Annotated in this window: 16 protein-coding genes and 2 tRNA genes; 7 read left to right on the top strand and 11 right to left on the bottom strand. The window is 64.3% G+C overall.

All coding sequences use genetic code 11. From position 1 onward, the window contains the following. Window positions 1-110 precede the first annotated feature (110 nt). From AC58D2_RS09210 to AC58D2_RS09170, 9 genes are all read right to left on the bottom strand, one after another. Window positions 111-1,118 (bottom strand): PhoH family protein, encoded by a 1,008-nt coding sequence (locus AC58D2_RS09210; protein WP_497389536.1) that lies wholly within the window; start codon window positions 1,116-1,118, stop codon window positions 111-113. Window positions 1,119-1,253: 135 nt separating this feature from the next. After that, on the bottom strand, window positions 1,254-2,591 hold the full coding sequence (miaB, locus tag AC58D2_RS09205) for a tRNA (N6-isopentenyl adenosine(37)-C2)-methylthiotransferase MiaB (RefSeq protein ID WP_497389534.1): 1,338 nt from the start codon (window positions 2,589-2,591) through the stop codon (window positions 1,254-1,256). 7 nt (window positions 2,592-2,598) lie between these two features. Continuing rightward, window positions 2,599-3,396 carry a lysophospholipid acyltransferase family protein gene (locus tag AC58D2_RS09200; protein WP_497389532.1) on the bottom strand — a complete coding sequence of 266 codons (798 nt, stop codon included), beginning with the start codon at window positions 3,394-3,396 and terminating at the stop codon, window positions 2,599-2,601. Next, window positions 3,365-3,790, bottom strand: coding sequence for a Fur family transcriptional regulator (locus AC58D2_RS09195; protein WP_089217320.1), 426 nt, complete (start codon window positions 3,788-3,790; stop codon window positions 3,365-3,367). Before AC58D2_RS09195 ends, AC58D2_RS09200 begins: the two co-directional genes overlap by 32 nt. A gap of 130 nt (window positions 3,791-3,920) precedes the next feature. Beyond that, window positions 3,921-4,352, bottom strand: a complete 432-nt coding sequence (locus tag AC58D2_RS09190; protein ID WP_497389530.1) for a Ros/MucR family transcriptional regulator — start codon at window positions 4,350-4,352, stop codon at window positions 3,921-3,923. A 106-nt stretch (window positions 4,353-4,458) separates the two neighbouring features. After that, the gene (locus AC58D2_RS09185; protein WP_497389528.1) at window positions 4,459-4,941 is read right to left on the bottom strand and encodes a GNAT family N-acetyltransferase; all 483 of its coding nucleotides are present in this window, start codon (window positions 4,939-4,941) and stop codon (window positions 4,459-4,461) included. After that, window positions 4,938-5,555, bottom strand: coding sequence for a tRNA (adenosine(37)-N6)-threonylcarbamoyltransferase complex dimerization subunit type 1 TsaB (gene tsaB, locus AC58D2_RS09180; RefSeq protein ID WP_497389526.1), 618 nt, complete (start codon window positions 5,553-5,555; stop codon window positions 4,938-4,940). Before tsaB ends, AC58D2_RS09185 begins: the two co-directional genes overlap by 4 nt. A gap of 19 nt (window positions 5,556-5,574) precedes the next feature. Continuing rightward, window positions 5,575-6,168, bottom strand: coding sequence for a malonic semialdehyde reductase (locus AC58D2_RS09175; protein WP_497389524.1), 594 nt, complete (start codon window positions 6,166-6,168; stop codon window positions 5,575-5,577). A 29-nt stretch (window positions 6,169-6,197) separates the two neighbouring features. Then, the gene (locus AC58D2_RS09170; RefSeq protein ID WP_497389522.1) at window positions 6,198-6,773 is read right to left on the bottom strand and encodes a NifU family protein; all 576 of its coding nucleotides are present in this window, start codon (window positions 6,771-6,773) and stop codon (window positions 6,198-6,200) included. A gap of 328 nt (window positions 6,774-7,101) precedes the next feature. Between AC58D2_RS09170 and AC58D2_RS09165 the strand changes: the two genes are divergently transcribed. Together AC58D2_RS09165 and AC58D2_RS09160 are read left to right on the top strand one after the other, a co-directional pair. Next, the gene (locus AC58D2_RS09165; protein WP_497389520.1) at window positions 7,102-7,974 is read left to right on the top strand and encodes a hypothetical protein; all 873 of its coding nucleotides are present in this window, start codon (window positions 7,102-7,104) and stop codon (window positions 7,972-7,974) included. A gap of 21 nt (window positions 7,975-7,995) precedes the next feature. Next, window positions 7,996-8,071, top strand: a tRNA-Thr gene (locus AC58D2_RS09160). Window positions 8,072-8,103: 32 nt separating this feature from the next. Here AC58D2_RS09160 and AC58D2_RS09155 read toward each other — a convergent pair. Beyond that, window positions 8,104-8,652: a type 1 glutamine amidotransferase domain-containing protein gene (locus AC58D2_RS09155; RefSeq protein WP_497389518.1), complete on the bottom strand. Its 549-nt coding sequence runs from the start codon at window positions 8,650-8,652 to the stop codon at window positions 8,104-8,106. A gap of 354 nt (window positions 8,653-9,006) precedes the next feature. On the opposite strand from AC58D2_RS09155, the gene AC58D2_RS09150 reads away from it, so the two are divergent. Together AC58D2_RS09150 and AC58D2_RS09145 are read left to right on the top strand one after the other, a co-directional pair. Further along, window positions 9,007-9,082, top strand: a tRNA-Thr gene (locus AC58D2_RS09150). A gap of 431 nt (window positions 9,083-9,513) precedes the next feature. Beyond that, a protein-coding gene (locus AC58D2_RS09145; protein WP_497389516.1) for an IS5 family transposase occupies window positions 9,514-10,274 on the top strand; the annotation gives its coding sequence in 2 pieces (ribosomal slippage) (window positions 9,514-9,838 and window positions 9,838-10,274; 762 coding nt in all). Between the two features lie 61 nt (window positions 10,275-10,335). On the opposite strand, the gene AC58D2_RS09140 is transcribed toward AC58D2_RS09145, so the two are convergent. Beyond that, on the bottom strand, window positions 10,336-11,043 hold the full coding sequence (locus AC58D2_RS09140) for a Crp/Fnr family transcriptional regulator (protein ID WP_497389514.1): 708 nt from the start codon (window positions 11,041-11,043) through the stop codon (window positions 10,336-10,338). A gap of 342 nt (window positions 11,044-11,385) precedes the next feature. On the opposite strand from AC58D2_RS09140, the gene AC58D2_RS09135 reads away from it, so the two are divergent. From AC58D2_RS09135 to AC58D2_RS09125, 3 genes are read left to right on the top strand one after another with little or no spacing between them, the layout of a single operon-like run. Then, window positions 11,386-11,700, top strand: coding sequence for a cupin domain-containing protein (locus AC58D2_RS09135; RefSeq protein ID WP_497389512.1), 315 nt, complete (start codon window positions 11,386-11,388; stop codon window positions 11,698-11,700). A 28-nt stretch (window positions 11,701-11,728) separates the two neighbouring features. Beyond that, window positions 11,729-13,984, top strand: coding sequence for a nitric-oxide reductase large subunit (locus tag AC58D2_RS09130; protein ID WP_497389510.1), 2,256 nt, complete (start codon window positions 11,729-11,731; stop codon window positions 13,982-13,984). Further along, window positions 13,981-15,174, top strand: coding sequence for an NnrS family protein (locus AC58D2_RS09125; protein ID WP_497389508.1), 1,194 nt, complete (start codon window positions 13,981-13,983; stop codon window positions 15,172-15,174). Before AC58D2_RS09130 ends, AC58D2_RS09125 begins: the two co-directional genes overlap by 4 nt. The last annotated feature ends 237 nt before the right edge of the window (window positions 15,175-15,411 follow it).

Genomic DNA, 15,411 nt, shown 5'->3' with positions numbered 1-15,411 from the left:
GAGATGCGACCCTGCGAATGTGACATGACTGCGGAAAAATTTCGCAGGGACAAAATTAATTTTTGAAAAACCAGGGAAATTTATGGACGCCGTTTATCGGTGCGCGACGATCAGGCGCCCGGCCCCTCATAGGCTTCGACGATCCGCCCGACGACGGGATGGCGAACCACGTCGGCGCTGGTGAAGCGGCTGACGCTGATCCCCTCGACCCCCTCGAGCCGCGCAACCGCGTCGGCAAGGCCCGAGGTTGCGGGCGCCGGAAGGTCGACCTGCTTTGGGTCGCCGCAGATCACCATGCGGCTGTTCATGCCGAAGCGGGTCAGGAACATCTTCATCTGCGGGATCGTCGTGTTCTGCGCTTCGTCGAGGATGATGAACGCGTCGGCAAGCGTGCGGCCGCGCATGAAGGCGAGCGGTGCGATCTCGATCTCGCCGCTCGCGATGCGCCGCTCGACCTGTTCCGCGGGCAAGCAGTCGTGCAACGCATCGTAGAGCGGGCGAAGATAGGGATCGACCTTCTCCTTCATGTCGCCGGGCAGGAAGCCCAGCTTCTCGCCCGCCTCGACCGCGGGACGCGAAAGGATCAGGCGCTGGACGCTGCCGGTAATCAGCTGCGCGACCGCCTGCGCCACCGCCAGATAGGTCTTGCCGGTCCCCGCGGGGCCGAGCGCGAAAATCACGTCGTCGCGCGCGAGCGCCTGCATATAGGGCACCTGCGACGGGGCGCGCGGAACGATCGTTTTCTTGCGCGTACGGATCATCACCGCGGGAGTCTCGCTCGCCTCGTGCCGGATGATGCCGTCGAGCGTCGGCTGCGCCGACATGGCGATCACCGCATCGACCAGCCCCGCGTCGACCTCTTCGCCGCGTTCGATCCGGTTATAAAGGTCGGTGAGCACGTCGCGCGCCCGCGCCGCCGCCTCTGCCTCGCCCTCGATCTGCACCCGGTTGCCACGCGCCGAGATATAGACGCCGAGCCGGTTTTCGATCGCGACGAGGTTGCGGTCGAATTCGCCGAATAGAATACCCAAAAGCTGCGTCCGTTCGAACTCGGCCGTCAATCGAACGCGGTCGCCGGGTTCGGCGGGTGCGGCGGCGGCGAGAGGGCGTTTGGACACGTGGGCAGGACTCCTAGCTTGAATAGCTGACTGTGTACTCCCGCGAAGGCGGGAGTCCATCACCGATGCTTTCGAAACGCGGCGGAAGGAGGTGGGTCCCCGCCTTCGCGGGGACACACGAACCTCCAGCCAGCATCACGCAACCGCTTCCAGCAGCGGTTCGGCGCCGAGGCTGTTCGGCCCCGCCGAGGTGACGCGCACATCGACCATGTCGCCGATCGCGAGCCCGGGCGCGGTGACATGCACCGACTGAAGCCACGGCGACTTGCCGATCAGCTGGCCCGCGTGCTTTCCCTTGCGCTCGAGCAGCAGGCGCGTCGTGCGGCCGACGGTCGCTTCGTTGAACGCCTGTTGCTGGGCATTGAGCAAGGCCTGAAGCCGCTGGAGCCGGTCGTTCATCACCGCTTCGGCAACCTGGCCCTCCATCGTCGCGGCCGGCGTGCCGGGACGCCGCGAATATTTGAAGCTGTACGCCATCGCATATTTCGTCGCACGGACGATATCGAGCGTCGCTTCGAAATCGGCGTCGGTCTCGCCGGGAAAGCCGACGATGAAATCGCCCGAGATCGCGATGTCGGGGCGCGCCGCGCGGACACGCTCGATCACGCGCAGATAGCTGTCGACGCTATGGCTCCGGTTCATCGCCGCAAGGATGCGGTCGCTGCCCGCCTGCACCGGCAGGTGGAGGAAGGGCATCAGCTTGTCGACCTCGCCATGCGCGGCGATCAGCCCGTCGGTCATGTCGTTGGGGTGGCTGGTGGTATAGCGGATGCGTTCGAGCCCATCCTCTTTTGCCAGTTCGCGGATCAGCCCGTCGAGCCCGATCGCACGCCCCGTGTCGTCTTCGCCATCCCACGCGTTGACGTTCTGGCCCAGCAACGTGATCTCGCGCACCCCGCCCGCGACGAGCGCGCGCGTTTCGGCGACCAGGTCGGCGAAGGGCCGGCTGATTTCGGCACCGCGCGTGTAGGGGACGACGCAATAGGTGCAGAATTTGTCGCAGCCTTCCTGCACCGTCAGGAACGCGGTCGGGCGCTGGCCGCCGGCGCGCGTCGGCAGCGCACCGAACTTGCTTTCGGCCGGCATGTCGAGGTCGACCGCCTTCTCGCCCCGCTCGGCGCGCGCGATCAGGTCGGGCAGGCGGTGATAGGCCTGCGGCCCGACGACGACATCGACGCTCGGCGCGCGGCGCGCAATCTCTGCCCCTTCGGCCTGCGCGACGCATCCCGCGACCGCGATCGTCGGCGTACTGCCGTCTTCGCGCCTCAGTCGGCCGATGTCCGAATAGACTTTTTCCGCTGCCTTTTCGCGGATGTGGCAAGTGTTGAGCACGACGAGGTCGGCATCGGCCCCGTCGGCAGCAGGGGTATAGCCTTGCGCGCCCAGCATCTCCGCCATGCGCTCGCCGTCATAGACGTTCATCTGGCAGCCGAAGGATTTGACGTGAAATGTTTTCGCAGAGTCGGAGGTCATCGGCGCGCTATAGGCGATGCGCGTGACCGACGGAAGGGCGGCCCGTCGCGCCATGCGCAGCGGCGATCGCGCTGCGTGCGGCTTCGCTGATCGCCTTGCGATCATGCGTCACATCGTGCGGCAGCGGATCGAGATAATGGATCGTCAGCACGATCGGCCGCTTGCGAGCGATCAGGCGTTTGAAATTATCGAGCCCCGATTCGGGATCCTGCCAGGCGATGTCGGTCGCATCCGCCCCGTAATCGAGAAACACGGGCTGGACGCGCACCCCCGGCGGCGGCGGCGTGACGGCGGCGAAGAGCGCGGCGCGAAACGGCAACAGCCCGTCGCCCGGGCCCGTCGTCCCTTCGGGAAACAGCGTCACCGGCTGGCCGCGCTTGAGCGCGCCGCGCAGACTGTTCGCCTGGTTGTGGATATCGCGCTTCGCCTCGCGCTCGACATAGACGGTGTTATTCTGGTCGGCGAGCCAGCCGACGAGCGGCACCGTCTCGATATCGGCGCGCGACACGAACGCCGACCGGGCAGCGCCGCCCAGCGCCAATATGTCGAGCCAGCTCATATGATTGGCGGCGAACAGCACGTTGCGCTTGAGCCGCGTTCCCCGGGTGCGAATGCGAAGCCCGGCAAGCCAGCCCGCCGCGTTCAGAAACGCCATGACCATCGGCGACGGCCGCCCGGCCGCACGATAGCAAAGATGCGGGACGATCAGGAACAGCAGCACCAGCACCATCAAGGTGAGGCGCAACAGCGACCGCCAGGTGACCGGGACGCGCTCAGTCGCGCTTGCGATCGAGGGAGACACCATAAAGTTCCATGCGATGGTCGACGAGACGATAGCCGAGCCGTTCGGCGATTACCTTTTGCAAGGCCTCGAGCTCGGGGTCGACGAATTCGACGACCTTTCCGGTCTCGACGTCGATCAGATGATCGTGATGCGCCTCGGGCGCGGCTTCGTATCGCGAGCGGCCGTCGCCGAAATCGTGGCGGTCGAGAATGCCCGCCTCTTCGAACAGGCGCACGGTGCGATAGACGGTCGCGATCGAAATGCCGCTGTCGATCGCCGACGCGCGCTCGTACAGGGTCTCGACGTCGGGGTGATCCTCGGAATCGGAAATGACGCGCGCGATGATGCGGCGCTGTTCGGTTATCCGCAGGCCCTTTTCATGGCACAGGGCTTCAAGATCGATCGTTCCGGACATGCGGGCCTTTCCTGCTGAAACGCAGTCGTGTCTTTATCTGTATCGACTGTATAAGGAGGGCGCGCGGATAGAACAAGGGCGGCCCCGTGCCGGCGCCGCCCCGTTTTCCTTGTCGTAAACACCTTTGCGATCAGGCCTTCTTGCGCTTGCGGCCGCCGCCCCGGCCCTTGGTACCGAGGCCGATCTCCTTCGCGAGCGCGCGGCGCCTTTCGGCATAGTTGGGCGCGACCATCGGATAGTCGGCGGGCAGGCCCCATTTGGCGCGATAGTCGTCGGGGGTCATGCCATAATGCGTCATCAGGTGTCGGCGCAGCATCTTGAGCTTCTTGCCGTCCTCGAGGCACACGATGTGATCGGGCTTCACCGAAGAGCGGATCGAAACCGCCGGGACGGGCTTTTCTTCCTCGACCGGCTGATTGCCAAGCGCCGAGAGCGCGCCATGGACATTATTGATCAATATCGCCAGATCGGAAATGGCGACGCTGTTATTGCTGACATGGGCGGCGACGATATCGGCCGTCAGAGTAACAAGCATTTCATTGGTTTCGGACTGTTCGGACATCCGTGAAGTTCCTTATCGATATGACCCAGAAGAGAAGACAAGAAATATTAGGCCTATTTCTTTCCTGTCCTTCAATGATGCCATTTTGGCAGCAAAATCGCAATGATTATCGGGTCTGCTCACCAGCTGCGTCGCGGCGCATCGTAACGGCATCGCGGACGATACCGTCCTTGCCGCGATAATAGTCGGGCCTGCGCCCGCATTGAATGAAACCGGCGCTTCGATAGAGGTGAATGGCGTCGTTATCGGCCCGCATTTCGAGGAAATAATCGCTCGCACCTTCCTGTGCCGCCCACGCCTGCCAATCGTCGAGCAGGCGGTGCCCGATCCCGTGCCCGCGCCATTCGGGGTCGACGGCCAGCAACAGCAATTCGCTTTCCGGCCCCGCGATCCGGGCCGCCGAAAAGCCGCACGGCGTGTCGCCCGCGCGCGCGAGACAAACGCGCGCGGTGGGTAGCGCAAAAAGGGTGAGCAATTGCGCCATGCTCCATGCCTCGCCAAAGGCCGGGTCGAACGCGGCCTCCATCACCTGCATCACCGCACCGGCATCGCCGATGCGCGCGCGGTCGAGACGAACGGGCGCGCTCATGGCGCCGCCATCGGTTTGGCATCGGGCGCCCGGCCATATATGGGACTGGGATCGTCGAACAGCGCGGCCGGGGGCAATCCGGCGAAGTTCCGCGCATCGGGGAGTATCGCCAGCGCGCGGCCGCTTCCCCGCTGTGCGACGAATGCCTCGGCACGATTGCCGACGACCAGCCTGTCATCGGCCGCGATCGCGGCTTCCGGGAGCAGCGAGCGCACCGCGCCGCGCGGTGCCAAGCGGGCGTCGAACGGCTGGACGAACCATTGACCGTGCCCACCCTCCATCGCAACAAGGCCGCCGAGGGCGTCGGCAAACTCGGCCGCCGCCCCTGCGGCAACCAGGGCCAGCGTCGAAAATCCCCGCACCGGCACGCCCCAGCCGAGTGCCAGCGCCCGCGCCGCGGCAACCCCGATGCGAACCCCCGCAAAACTGCCAGGACCGCAACCCACCGCGATACTGTCCGCGCGGCCGCCGCCCGCGAGTTCGGCAATCAACGGCACCAGTCGTTCGGCATGGCCGCGGCCGATGACGGCGTGCCGATGATCGGCGAGCGCATCGCCATCGAACAACGCCACTGAACAGGCTTCGCTCGCCGAATCGATGACCAGGGTTCGCATGGACAGGCGCGCGCCAGGCTCAGTCGATGCGGTTGAAGCGATCGAAGTCGGGACGCGGGCTGCGATCGAAGATGCTCGCCGGATCGCCATAGCCGAGCGTCGAGATGAAATTGCTCTTCACATGCGGCGTGTCGGCGAAAAACGCCTTGTCGACGGCCGCATTGTCGAACCCCGACATCGGCCCCGTATCGAGGCCGAGCGCGCGCGCGGCGAGGATGAAATAGGCCCCTTGCAGGCTCGAGTTGCGAAAGGCCGTCGTCTCCGCGAGCGGCGCATTGCCGGCGAACCAGCTTCGCGCATCGGTGTGCGGGAAGAGTTCGGGCAGATGTTCAAAGAATTCGGCATCCATCGCGACGATCGCGGTTACCGGCGCCTTCACGATCTTTTCGCCGTTCGCCGGCATCGCCAGTGCGGCAAGCTTTTGCTTCGCTGCGTCCGAAACGCACCAGACGATGCGGGCCGGCAGGCTGTTCGCGCTGGTCGGGCCGTATTTCATCAGGTCCCAGATCGCGTGGAGCTGCCCCTCGCTCACCGGCTTGTCGAGATAGCCGTTATAGGTGCGCGCGGTACGAAAAAGCTGGTCGAGGGCGCTGTCGGAAAGCGGCTCGCTCATCGGGCAATCTCCTGGTGCTGATGCGGGGATCAGACGGCGTGGACCGCCGTCACTTCGGGAACATAATGTTTGAGCAGCGCCTCGATACCGTTCTTCAGCGTCGCGGTCGACGACGGGCAGCCGGCGCAGGCGCCCTGCATCTTCAGATAGACATTGCCCTTGTCGAATCCGCGATAGACGATGTCGCCGCCGTCGTTTGCGACCGCCGGGCGGACGCGGGTTTCGATGAGGTCCTTGATCTGGTCGACGATATCGGCATCGGCAGGGTCGTCGGCGAAGCCGCCCTCCTCCTCGGCCGGCACCGCAAAGCCCGCCCGCGCGGGGTGGAACAGCGGCATGTCGGCCAGGAAATGATCCATCACGATGCCGAGCACATCGGGTTTCGCATCGGCCCATTCGGCTCCGGGGGCGATCGTCACCGAAACGAAGTCGCGGCCGAAAAAGACGCCGGTGACGTCGCCGAGGGTGAAGAGCGCGGTCGCGAGCGGCGAGGCTTCGGCCTCTTCGGGGCTCGCGAAGTCGCGGGTGCCCGTCTCCATCACCGCCCGGCCGGGCAGGAATTTGAGCGTCGCGGGATTGGGCGTCGATTCGGTTTCGATCAGCATGGGGTGCATGTGGGACGCAATGCCGCTTTGTGCAAGCCGTGCCGCCGCGCTAGGGTCAGGACCCGTTAATCGTACGATCGAGGTTTGAAGCGATTTTGTTCAGTGCGAGGCGGAAAGGCGAAGGAATATGTCGATATTTCGAGTCTTTCCAACGACGCAATGGACAAAATCGGTCAAATCCCGAAGGGACGCCGAAATGGCTTCGATCTCGGGCCCGCGCGGCCTTGCGGGTAGCGATGCTACCCGCTGCGCCCGCCCGAACCCGATATCTTCGCCATTTCGACGCCTCGACCGTGCAATTAAGGGGCCCTGACCCTAGACAAGCCGAATGCGCCGCTTCACCCATTTCGCCGCCCTCGACTGGTCGGGCGCCCGCGGCGAACGCCAGCGTGGCATCGCGCTTGCGGTGGCGCGGGGATCGGAACCGCCCGCGCTCGTGCGTCCGGGCCACATCTGGTCGCGGGACGAGATCGCGGACTGGCTGGAAGACGTCGCCGCATCGGGCGCCGATATGCTGATCGGGTTCGATTTTTCGGCCGCATTCGCCTTCGCCGACCGCGGCGCCTATTTTCCCGCCTGGGCCGACAGCCCCGGCGACATCCGCTCCCTGTGGGCGCTTGTCGAGCATCTCGCCCGGGGCGACCCGCACCTCGAGGCCCGCTCCTTCCTGGCGCACCCCGAGGCACGGCGCCATTTTCGCCACGCGGCAGGCGATGTCGGCGACCTCTTCGAGCCCGGTGTCGGCCGTCTGCGCCGCGTCGAGCGGCATCAACGTGCCACCCGGCAAGCGGCAAGCGTCAGCAATTTCAACCTCGTGGGCGCGGCACAGGTGGGCAAGGCCAGCCTTTCGGGGATGCGCCTGCTGCATCGCCTGGACGGCCGCATTCCGCTATGGCCGGTCGACCCGGTGCCCGCGAGCGGCCCCCTGCTCGTGGAAATCTATACCAGCCTGGCCGCGCGTGCCGCGGGCCTGCCACCGGGACGCAGCAAGATCCGCGACGGTGCGGCACTCGATGGAGCGCTGGCGCGGCTCGGCGCGGCTCCGGCCGGCTTCACCGGACCGATCAGCGATCACGCCAGCGATGCCTTGCTGACCTCAGCGTGGTTGCGCGCTGTCGCACATGAAGCCGCATTATGGTCGCCCTCGCCCCTCGACGCGGCGACGCGCGTCACCGAAGGCTGGACCTTTGGCATCATTTGACGCAAAGGGCGCGGACGCGGCGCCGGCTTAGCTCAGTTGGTAGAGCAACCGCCTTGTAAGCGGTAGGTCGTCGGTTCGAGTCCGACAGCCGGCACCAGCCGACGCGCCCGATCCCGACGAAGCGCAAGTCTATCCGCGCGTCAGCGCCGTAACGATCGCATCGCAGAAATCGGGCAGATCGTCGGGGCAGCGACTGGTGATCAGATTGCCATCGACCACGACCGCCGCGTCGGCCACGTCGGCCCCGGCGTTGGCGACATCGGTGCGGATCGATTTGTAACCGGTCAACTTGCGCCCTTTGGCGAGGCCCGCCTCGACGAGCAGCCAGGGCGCGTGGCAAATCGCCGCAACCGGCTTGCCGGCCGCGGCGAAATCGCGGACCAGATCGACGGCTCGTTCCTCGACGCGAAGCAGATCGGGATTGATCTGCCCACCCGGCAGGACCAGCGCATCGTAATCGGGTACCGCGACATCCTCGATCGTGCAATCTACGCCGACCTTCTGCCCCCAGTCATCCTTGTCCCAGCCGCGGATCGATCCGGCTTCCAGCGACGCAACCTCGACCCGGGCGCCGGCCGCCGCGAGCCGATCGAGCGGCACTTCGAGCTCGGACTGTTCGAACCCGTCGGTCGCCATGATCAGGATGCGGCGGTCGTGAAGGGGCTTTTGGTCGGTCATGGGGCGTTCCTTTTTCTGTTCACGACGACAATGCATCGCAGGGCCGATCGTTGCCATGCCCTATGCCTTCACCGATGAGGACCGACGCAGGCCGAGACCATCGCGCGTCATCGCCGTCAGATAACGAAAACCTCTGGCCGACCCATTCGCGACGGACCGGACAACCGACCAGGTCCGTCTCCGCACGCGCGTGCCCCGCTTAAGGCCCGTCGCGAGAGTATGTGAGTTGAACCGGCGCGCTGGAGCAAAATCCGCCATACGGCTACGCTCGAAGGCCGCCGATATGCTCGGAATCAGATTCTGCGCGAGGATGCTTGTCTTCCCCCCGGCACGCTGGTAGAGGCGCCCCTCATTGCCGCTTTAGCTCAGTTGGTAGAGCACATCATTCGTAATGATGGGGCCACAGGTTCGAGTCCTGTAAGCGGCACCATGACCCCGTAATTCAATGAGTTAAGCCTCGGTCCGAGGCAGCAGATGGCCAACGGGCTTGCCTCCTTGCCGGTTGGCCTGCCCAAGGCCCGCTCTTCGGCCCAAGCGAGCGGATCATAGCACCGCAAGGGACATGGGCCTAACTCCTGCGACCAGGCCTTGGTCCGCGCGGAGTCATCTCAGCCGTTTTGTCGATGGTTCCAGGATGTCAAGAGAAGGGTAAATGGTGCCAGAAGAGGACTCGAAAAGAGGACCTATAACATTGAAATATAATACTATATTTTGATATCTATCACTGGATACCTTAACCGATACCTTAGGACTTTTTGCTGGCGAGGTTCGAGTCCCTCAATTGAATCCGGACCCTAGGGTCAGGACCCATTGATTTGATGTGACGGCTGTGATTCAGGCTCGCGTTGAGGAGCCTGAAGGATGAGTGATTTGTATTGGCTGACGGACGAGCAGATGGCTCGGCTTCAGCCCTATTTTCCGAAGAGCCACGGCCGCAAGCGGGTTGATGACCGGCGGGTTTTGAGCGGCATCATCTTCGTCAACCGCAATGGGCTGAGGTGGCGGGATGCGCCGAGAGAGTATGGCCCGGCAAAGACGCTCTACAATCGCTGGAAGCGGTGGAGCGACAAGGGCATCTTTGTCCGCATGATGGAAGGCCTGGCGACACCTCAGGCTCCCGAGCGCAAGACGATCATGATCGACGCGACCTATCTCAAGGCTCACCGCACGGCGTCCAGCCTTGGGGTAAAAAAGGGGGTCCGGGACGCCTGATCGGCCGCACGAAGGGTGGTATGAACACCAAGCTTCATGCCGTAACCGATGCAAATGGCCGCCCGATCAGCTTCTTCATGACCGCCGGGCAGGTCAGCGATTACACGGGCGCGGCCGCTTTGCTCGACAGTTTGCCCAAAGCGCAATGGATGCTCGCCGACCGGGGCTATGACGCCGACTGGTTCCGCGACGCCTTGCAGGAAAAGGGCATCACCCCCTGCATCCCGGGCCGGAAAATACGGAACAAAACCGTCAAATACGGCAAGCGCCGCTACAAACGCCGCAACCGCATCGAGATCATGTTCGGTCGCCTCAAAGACTGGCGGCGCGTCGCCACACGCTACGATCGGTGCCCGAAGGCCTTCTTCTCCGCCGTCGCCCTCGCCGCCACCATCATCTTCTGGCTCTGATCAATGAGTCCTGACCCTAAAACCGACGTTCCGGATTTTCATTTGCCCAAATCTGACTCTTTCAGCGATCCGGCGTCTCCGCGATCTGGGCGATCTCTTCAGGGGATGAAATGACCAACTGACGTTTTCGGCTGAAAAGCAGGCCCCGGCGCTCCCAGTCCGCCACTATCCGACTGGCGGTGTGGAGCGTAGTACCGGCGATGTCGGCGATGTCTTTGCGCCGGAGCGGAAATCCGATGCGGATACCCGTCTCGGTCGCCTCGCCCGCCTGCTCGACCAGCCGCAACAATGTTCGTGCGATACGACGATCTGCGCTCTGTGTGGCCAGTTCGCGCAGTCTTTCCTGCGCTTCGCCGATGCGCTTGCCGAGGATTGCGACCATGTTGATCGCGATGGCTGAATGCCGCCGCATCAGTGCCAGCAGATCGGCGGGATCCCAGCTGATCTCGACCGAATCGACCATCGCGGTCGCGTCGGCCGGATAGAGCCTGTCGGTCACGATCGGGACGCATCCGAAAATCTCGTTCGGTCCGATGAGGCGGATCAATATCTCTTCGCCATCGCTTCCAGCCTGGGTGATGCGAACGCAGCCCGACAACAGAGCGTGTGCGCGGCCCGCCTGCTCACCCTGCGCGAAAATGACTGTGTCCCGGGCTATGTGCTGCATGCGAGCCATGGCGGCGGCCTCTTTCAGCAGGTCGAATGGCAAGTCCGTCATCAGTGCGATGCCGGCGATCGCATCCGCGTCGGGGGAGGAAGTGGTGGCCACGATCCGATTCTAGGCTGGAGTTTGTTCCAGCGCAAATCATGCGGCGTCTTATTTGGTTATCCTGATGACTATGGAGGCGCCCTTCGATGAGCGCGTGACGAGGGGATAGGCGATGTTCTGTCCGGAATGCGGAGAAGTGATCGGATCGGGCCCGCTCGACTTGCGGCGCGCCGAGTGCGCTCGACGCCGTAGCGTTTTCGGAGCTGTCGGTCGGTGGATAGGCACAATGGTCGGCAGGCTGACCTTCGCAGGCTCCTGGCGCCGTGCCAGCAGACGGCGCAGAACCGGGGACGCTTAAACGTGGCGATCCATCACAGCCGATCCGGTGAGATTTCGTGTCTGGTGTCTATCGACGATCCGGCAACGCGGACCGTGGCGCTGGCTCGCACATCCTCCTTCGAGGCGATCCATCTCGTGATGCGCGCGGGCGGATCGATTCCGTCGCATCACGTGGCAGGCACCATCACGCTTTACTGTGTTGCGGGCCAGGTGCGGTTTTCCGGCGGCTCGCTTCCCGAACTATGGACCGGAGACTGGCTGTTTCTTGATCCCGGGACACCGCATGCACTGGAGGCGGTGACCGACTCATCGCTCTTGCTGACCATATTGTTCGATGGGGCTGGCGACGAAAAGGCGGCGCCTGCGCGGAGCGCCTGACAGAGGTTTTTGCAACGAGGGGGCTGCAATGGGCGAATATCGCAAGCTTTGGTGGACGTTGATCGCGGTGCTGACCGTGACCTTCGCGATTCTGAGTGTGTCGGGCGTCGAGGTCTACCGCAAGGCGCCGCCGATCCCGGCCAAGGTCGTCACGGCCTCTGGCGAAGTTCTGATGACGCGCGAAGACATATTGAACGGTCAGACCGCCTGGCAGAGCACGGGCGGAATGCAACTGGGTTCGATCTGGGGGCATGGCGCCTATCAGGCGCCCGACTGGTCCGCCGACTGGCTGCACCGCGAACTGGTGGCATGGCTCGAACTGGCGGCGGCGGAAAGCTACGGCAAAGCGTTCGATGCGCTCGAGGTCGAACAGAAGGCGGCGCTGACGCATCGGTTGAAGCAGGAGTATCGCAGTAACAGCCATGACGAGGCGACGGGCGTCGTCACGGTGTCCGAGCGGCGCGCACGCGCCATTGCGCAAACCGCTGATCATTATGACCGCCTTTACGGCAGCGATCCCGCGCTGCGGACGATGCGCGACAATTATGCGATGAAGGACGACACGCTGCCCGATCCCGCCAGGCGGGCCGTGCTGGCCAACTTCTTCTTCTGGACGGCCTGGGCGGCCTCGACCGAAAGGCCGGGCACGGTTGCGACCTATACCAACAACTGGCCGCCCGAACCGCTGATCGGCAATCAGCCGACGCCGGAGAATATCCTCTGGTCGCTGGCCTGCGTCGTCATCCTGATCGCCGGCATCGGCGCGCTGATCTGGGGCTGGGCGTTCCTGCGCCGCCACGACGATACCCCGCTCGTGCCTGCGAACAAGGATCCGCTGACGCTCGCGGCACTGACACCGTCACAGCGGTCGCTCGGCAAATATCTGTTCGTGGTGCTGGCGCTGTTCATCTTCCAGGTGTTCCTCGGCGGCTTCACCGCCCACTATACGATCGAGGGACAGAGTTTTTACGGCATCGATGTCTCGCAGTGGTTTCCTTATGCGCTCACGCGAACCTGGCACGTGCAGAGCGCGGTGCTGTGGATCGCGACCGCGTTTCTCGCCACCGGCCTGTTCGTGGCGCCCGTCATCAACGGCGGCGACCCCAAATATCAGAAGCTGGGCGTCGACATATTGTTCTGGGCGCTGATCCTGGTGGTCGCCGGGTCGTTCATCGGCAATTATCTCGCCATCGCGCAGATGATGCCCACCAAGCTTGGTTTCTGGCTGGGGCATCAGGGCTATGAATATCTCGATCTCGGCCGGGTGTGGCAGATCGCGTTGTTCGCCGGTCTGCTTTTCTGGCTGGTGCTGATGCTGCGCGGCATATTGCCGACGCTGCGCAACGGCGAAGGCGACAAGAGCATGCTCGCGCTGCTGACCGTCGCGACCGTCGCCATCGGCCTCTTCTATGGCGCGGGCCTGTTCTATGGCGAGCGCACGCACATCACGATCATGGAATATTGGCGCTGGTGGGTGGTCCATCTGTGGGTGGAGGGCATCTTCGAGGTCTTCGCGACCGTCGCGCTCGCCTTCATCTTCACCTCGATGGGGCTGGTGTCGAAGCGGATCGCAACGGCCGCCTGCCTGGCGTCGGCATCGCTCTTCATGGTCGGCGGCGTGCCCGGTACGTTCCACCACCTCTATTTTTCGGGCACCACCACTCCGATCATGGCGGTCGGCGCGGCGTTCAGCGCGCTCGAGGTCGTGCCGCTGATCGTGCTGGGTTACGAGGCATGGGAGCATTGGAGCCTGCGGGACCGTGCGCCTTGGATGCGCGCGATGCGCTGGCCGCTGATGTGTTTCGTGGCGGTCGCTTTCTGGAACATGCTCGGCGCCGGGGTCTTCGGCTTCATGATCAACACGCCGGTCGCGCTCTTCTATCTCCAGGGACTCAACACGACCGCGGTTCATGCCCATGCCGCGCTGTTCGGGGTCTACGGCTTTCTCTCGCTGGGCTTTGTGCTGATGGTACTGCGCTATATCCGGCCCGAGATCGCGTTCAACGAACGGCTCATGCGGACCGGCTTCTGGGGACTGAACGCGGGGCTGGTGCTGATGATCTTCACCAGCCTGCTCCCCATCGGCTTGTTCCAGTTCGAGGCGAGCGTGACGACCGGCATGTGGTATGCGCGCAGCGACGAATTCTTGCAGCAGGATTTCCTCGAAACGCTGCGCTGGGTCCGCACCTTCGGCGATGTCGTGTTCATCGGGGGTGCGATCGCGGTGGCATGGCAGGTCGTGATCCTCGGGCTGTGGCGAAAGGGAGCGCGGGCTGCGTCATGACGGTGGCCGCGAAGCAAGCAGCAGCGGAAACGCACCCTCCGCTCTGGCTTCAGGGCGGCTACCGCCTGCTGTTCGGCGCCGGCGCGCTATGGGCGGTCGTCGTCGTCATCCTGTGGGTCGGCGCGCTGGGTGGCCGCTGGACGCTGCCGACCGCGATGGAACCGCTCGCATGGCACCAGCATGAAATGCTGTTCGGCTATCTCGGCGCAGTGATCGGGGGTTTCCTCAGTGCCGCCATCCCCAACTGGACGGGGCGTCCCACTGTGACGGGATGGCGAGTCGCGGCGGTGGCCGCCCTGTGGTTCGCGGCACGGCTGGCAATTCTCTTTTCGGGGATCGTGCCGCAACCCGTCGGCGCGCTGCTCGATCTGGCCTATCTGCTGCTGCTTCTCGCCTATGCGGCGCGCGAGATTGTCGTATCGGGTAACCGCAACAAGCCGATCCTGATCATTCTCCTCCTGTTTGCCCTCGCCTGCGCGACCGATCATGCGGCGATGATGGGACGGCTGGCGGACCCGGCGCTGGGGATGCGGATGGGCTTTGCCCTCGTCCTGCTGCTGATCTCGCTCATCGGCGGCCGCATCACGCCGGCTTTCACGCGCAACTGGATGATGCGGCAGGGACGGACCGAGGGCCTGCCGGTGATGCCGGGCCGGTTCGACATGGTGGCGATCGGGCTGACCGCGCTTGCGCTGACGACATGGATCGTCGATCCGGCAGGCCGCATCGCGGCGGGTCTGCTGGTGCTGGCGGGTGGCCTCCAGCTGATCCGCCTGACGCGCTGGGCGGGATTGAAGGCGGCGAGCGATCCGCTCGTTTTCGTGCTGCACCTTTCCTACGCCTGGCTCCCGGTCGGCCTGATCATGCTCGGAAACGCCGTCTTCCATCCGTTTGTTCCGGTGTCGAGCGCGTTGCATGCCCTCGGCGCTGGCGCGATGGGCGCCATGACGCTGGCCGTCATGACCCGGGCGACACGAGGGCATACCGGGCGGCCGCTGGAGGCCGATCGGGCGACCGTCGCAATCTATTTGCTGGTCCATATCGGCGCGCTGCTGCGCGTGATCGCGCCGTGGTTGCCGTTCGACCATATGTCGGCCGTCGCTGTCGCCGGCGGCCTCTGGGGCGCGGCTTTCCTGCTGTTCCTGCTCGTCTATGGTCCCATGGCCTTTCGGCCCGCGACCGGACGCTGACAGGCCTCGTCCATCCCGTATCGGGTTTCCCTGAAAGAGGCTTTGGCGTTGCTCACGCTTCGCCGATCAGCGCCATGATCTCCGCACCGAGGCGCAGATCCGGGACATGACCGAAATATTGCGCCCGGTGGCCGGTGGCGGTGTTCATGATTGTCGCGGTGATACCCATGGTGCGCCGGTAGCGAGTGGTCGCTGATTCTGTCCAGCATATTGCCGACAAAAAGTTGCCTCGACCGC

It is taken from the genome of Sphingopyxis sp. CR5, assembly GCF_059693785.1.
Note: the sequence above shows the minus strand (reverse complement) of the source record. Positions and strands in the feature narration are given on the sequence as shown.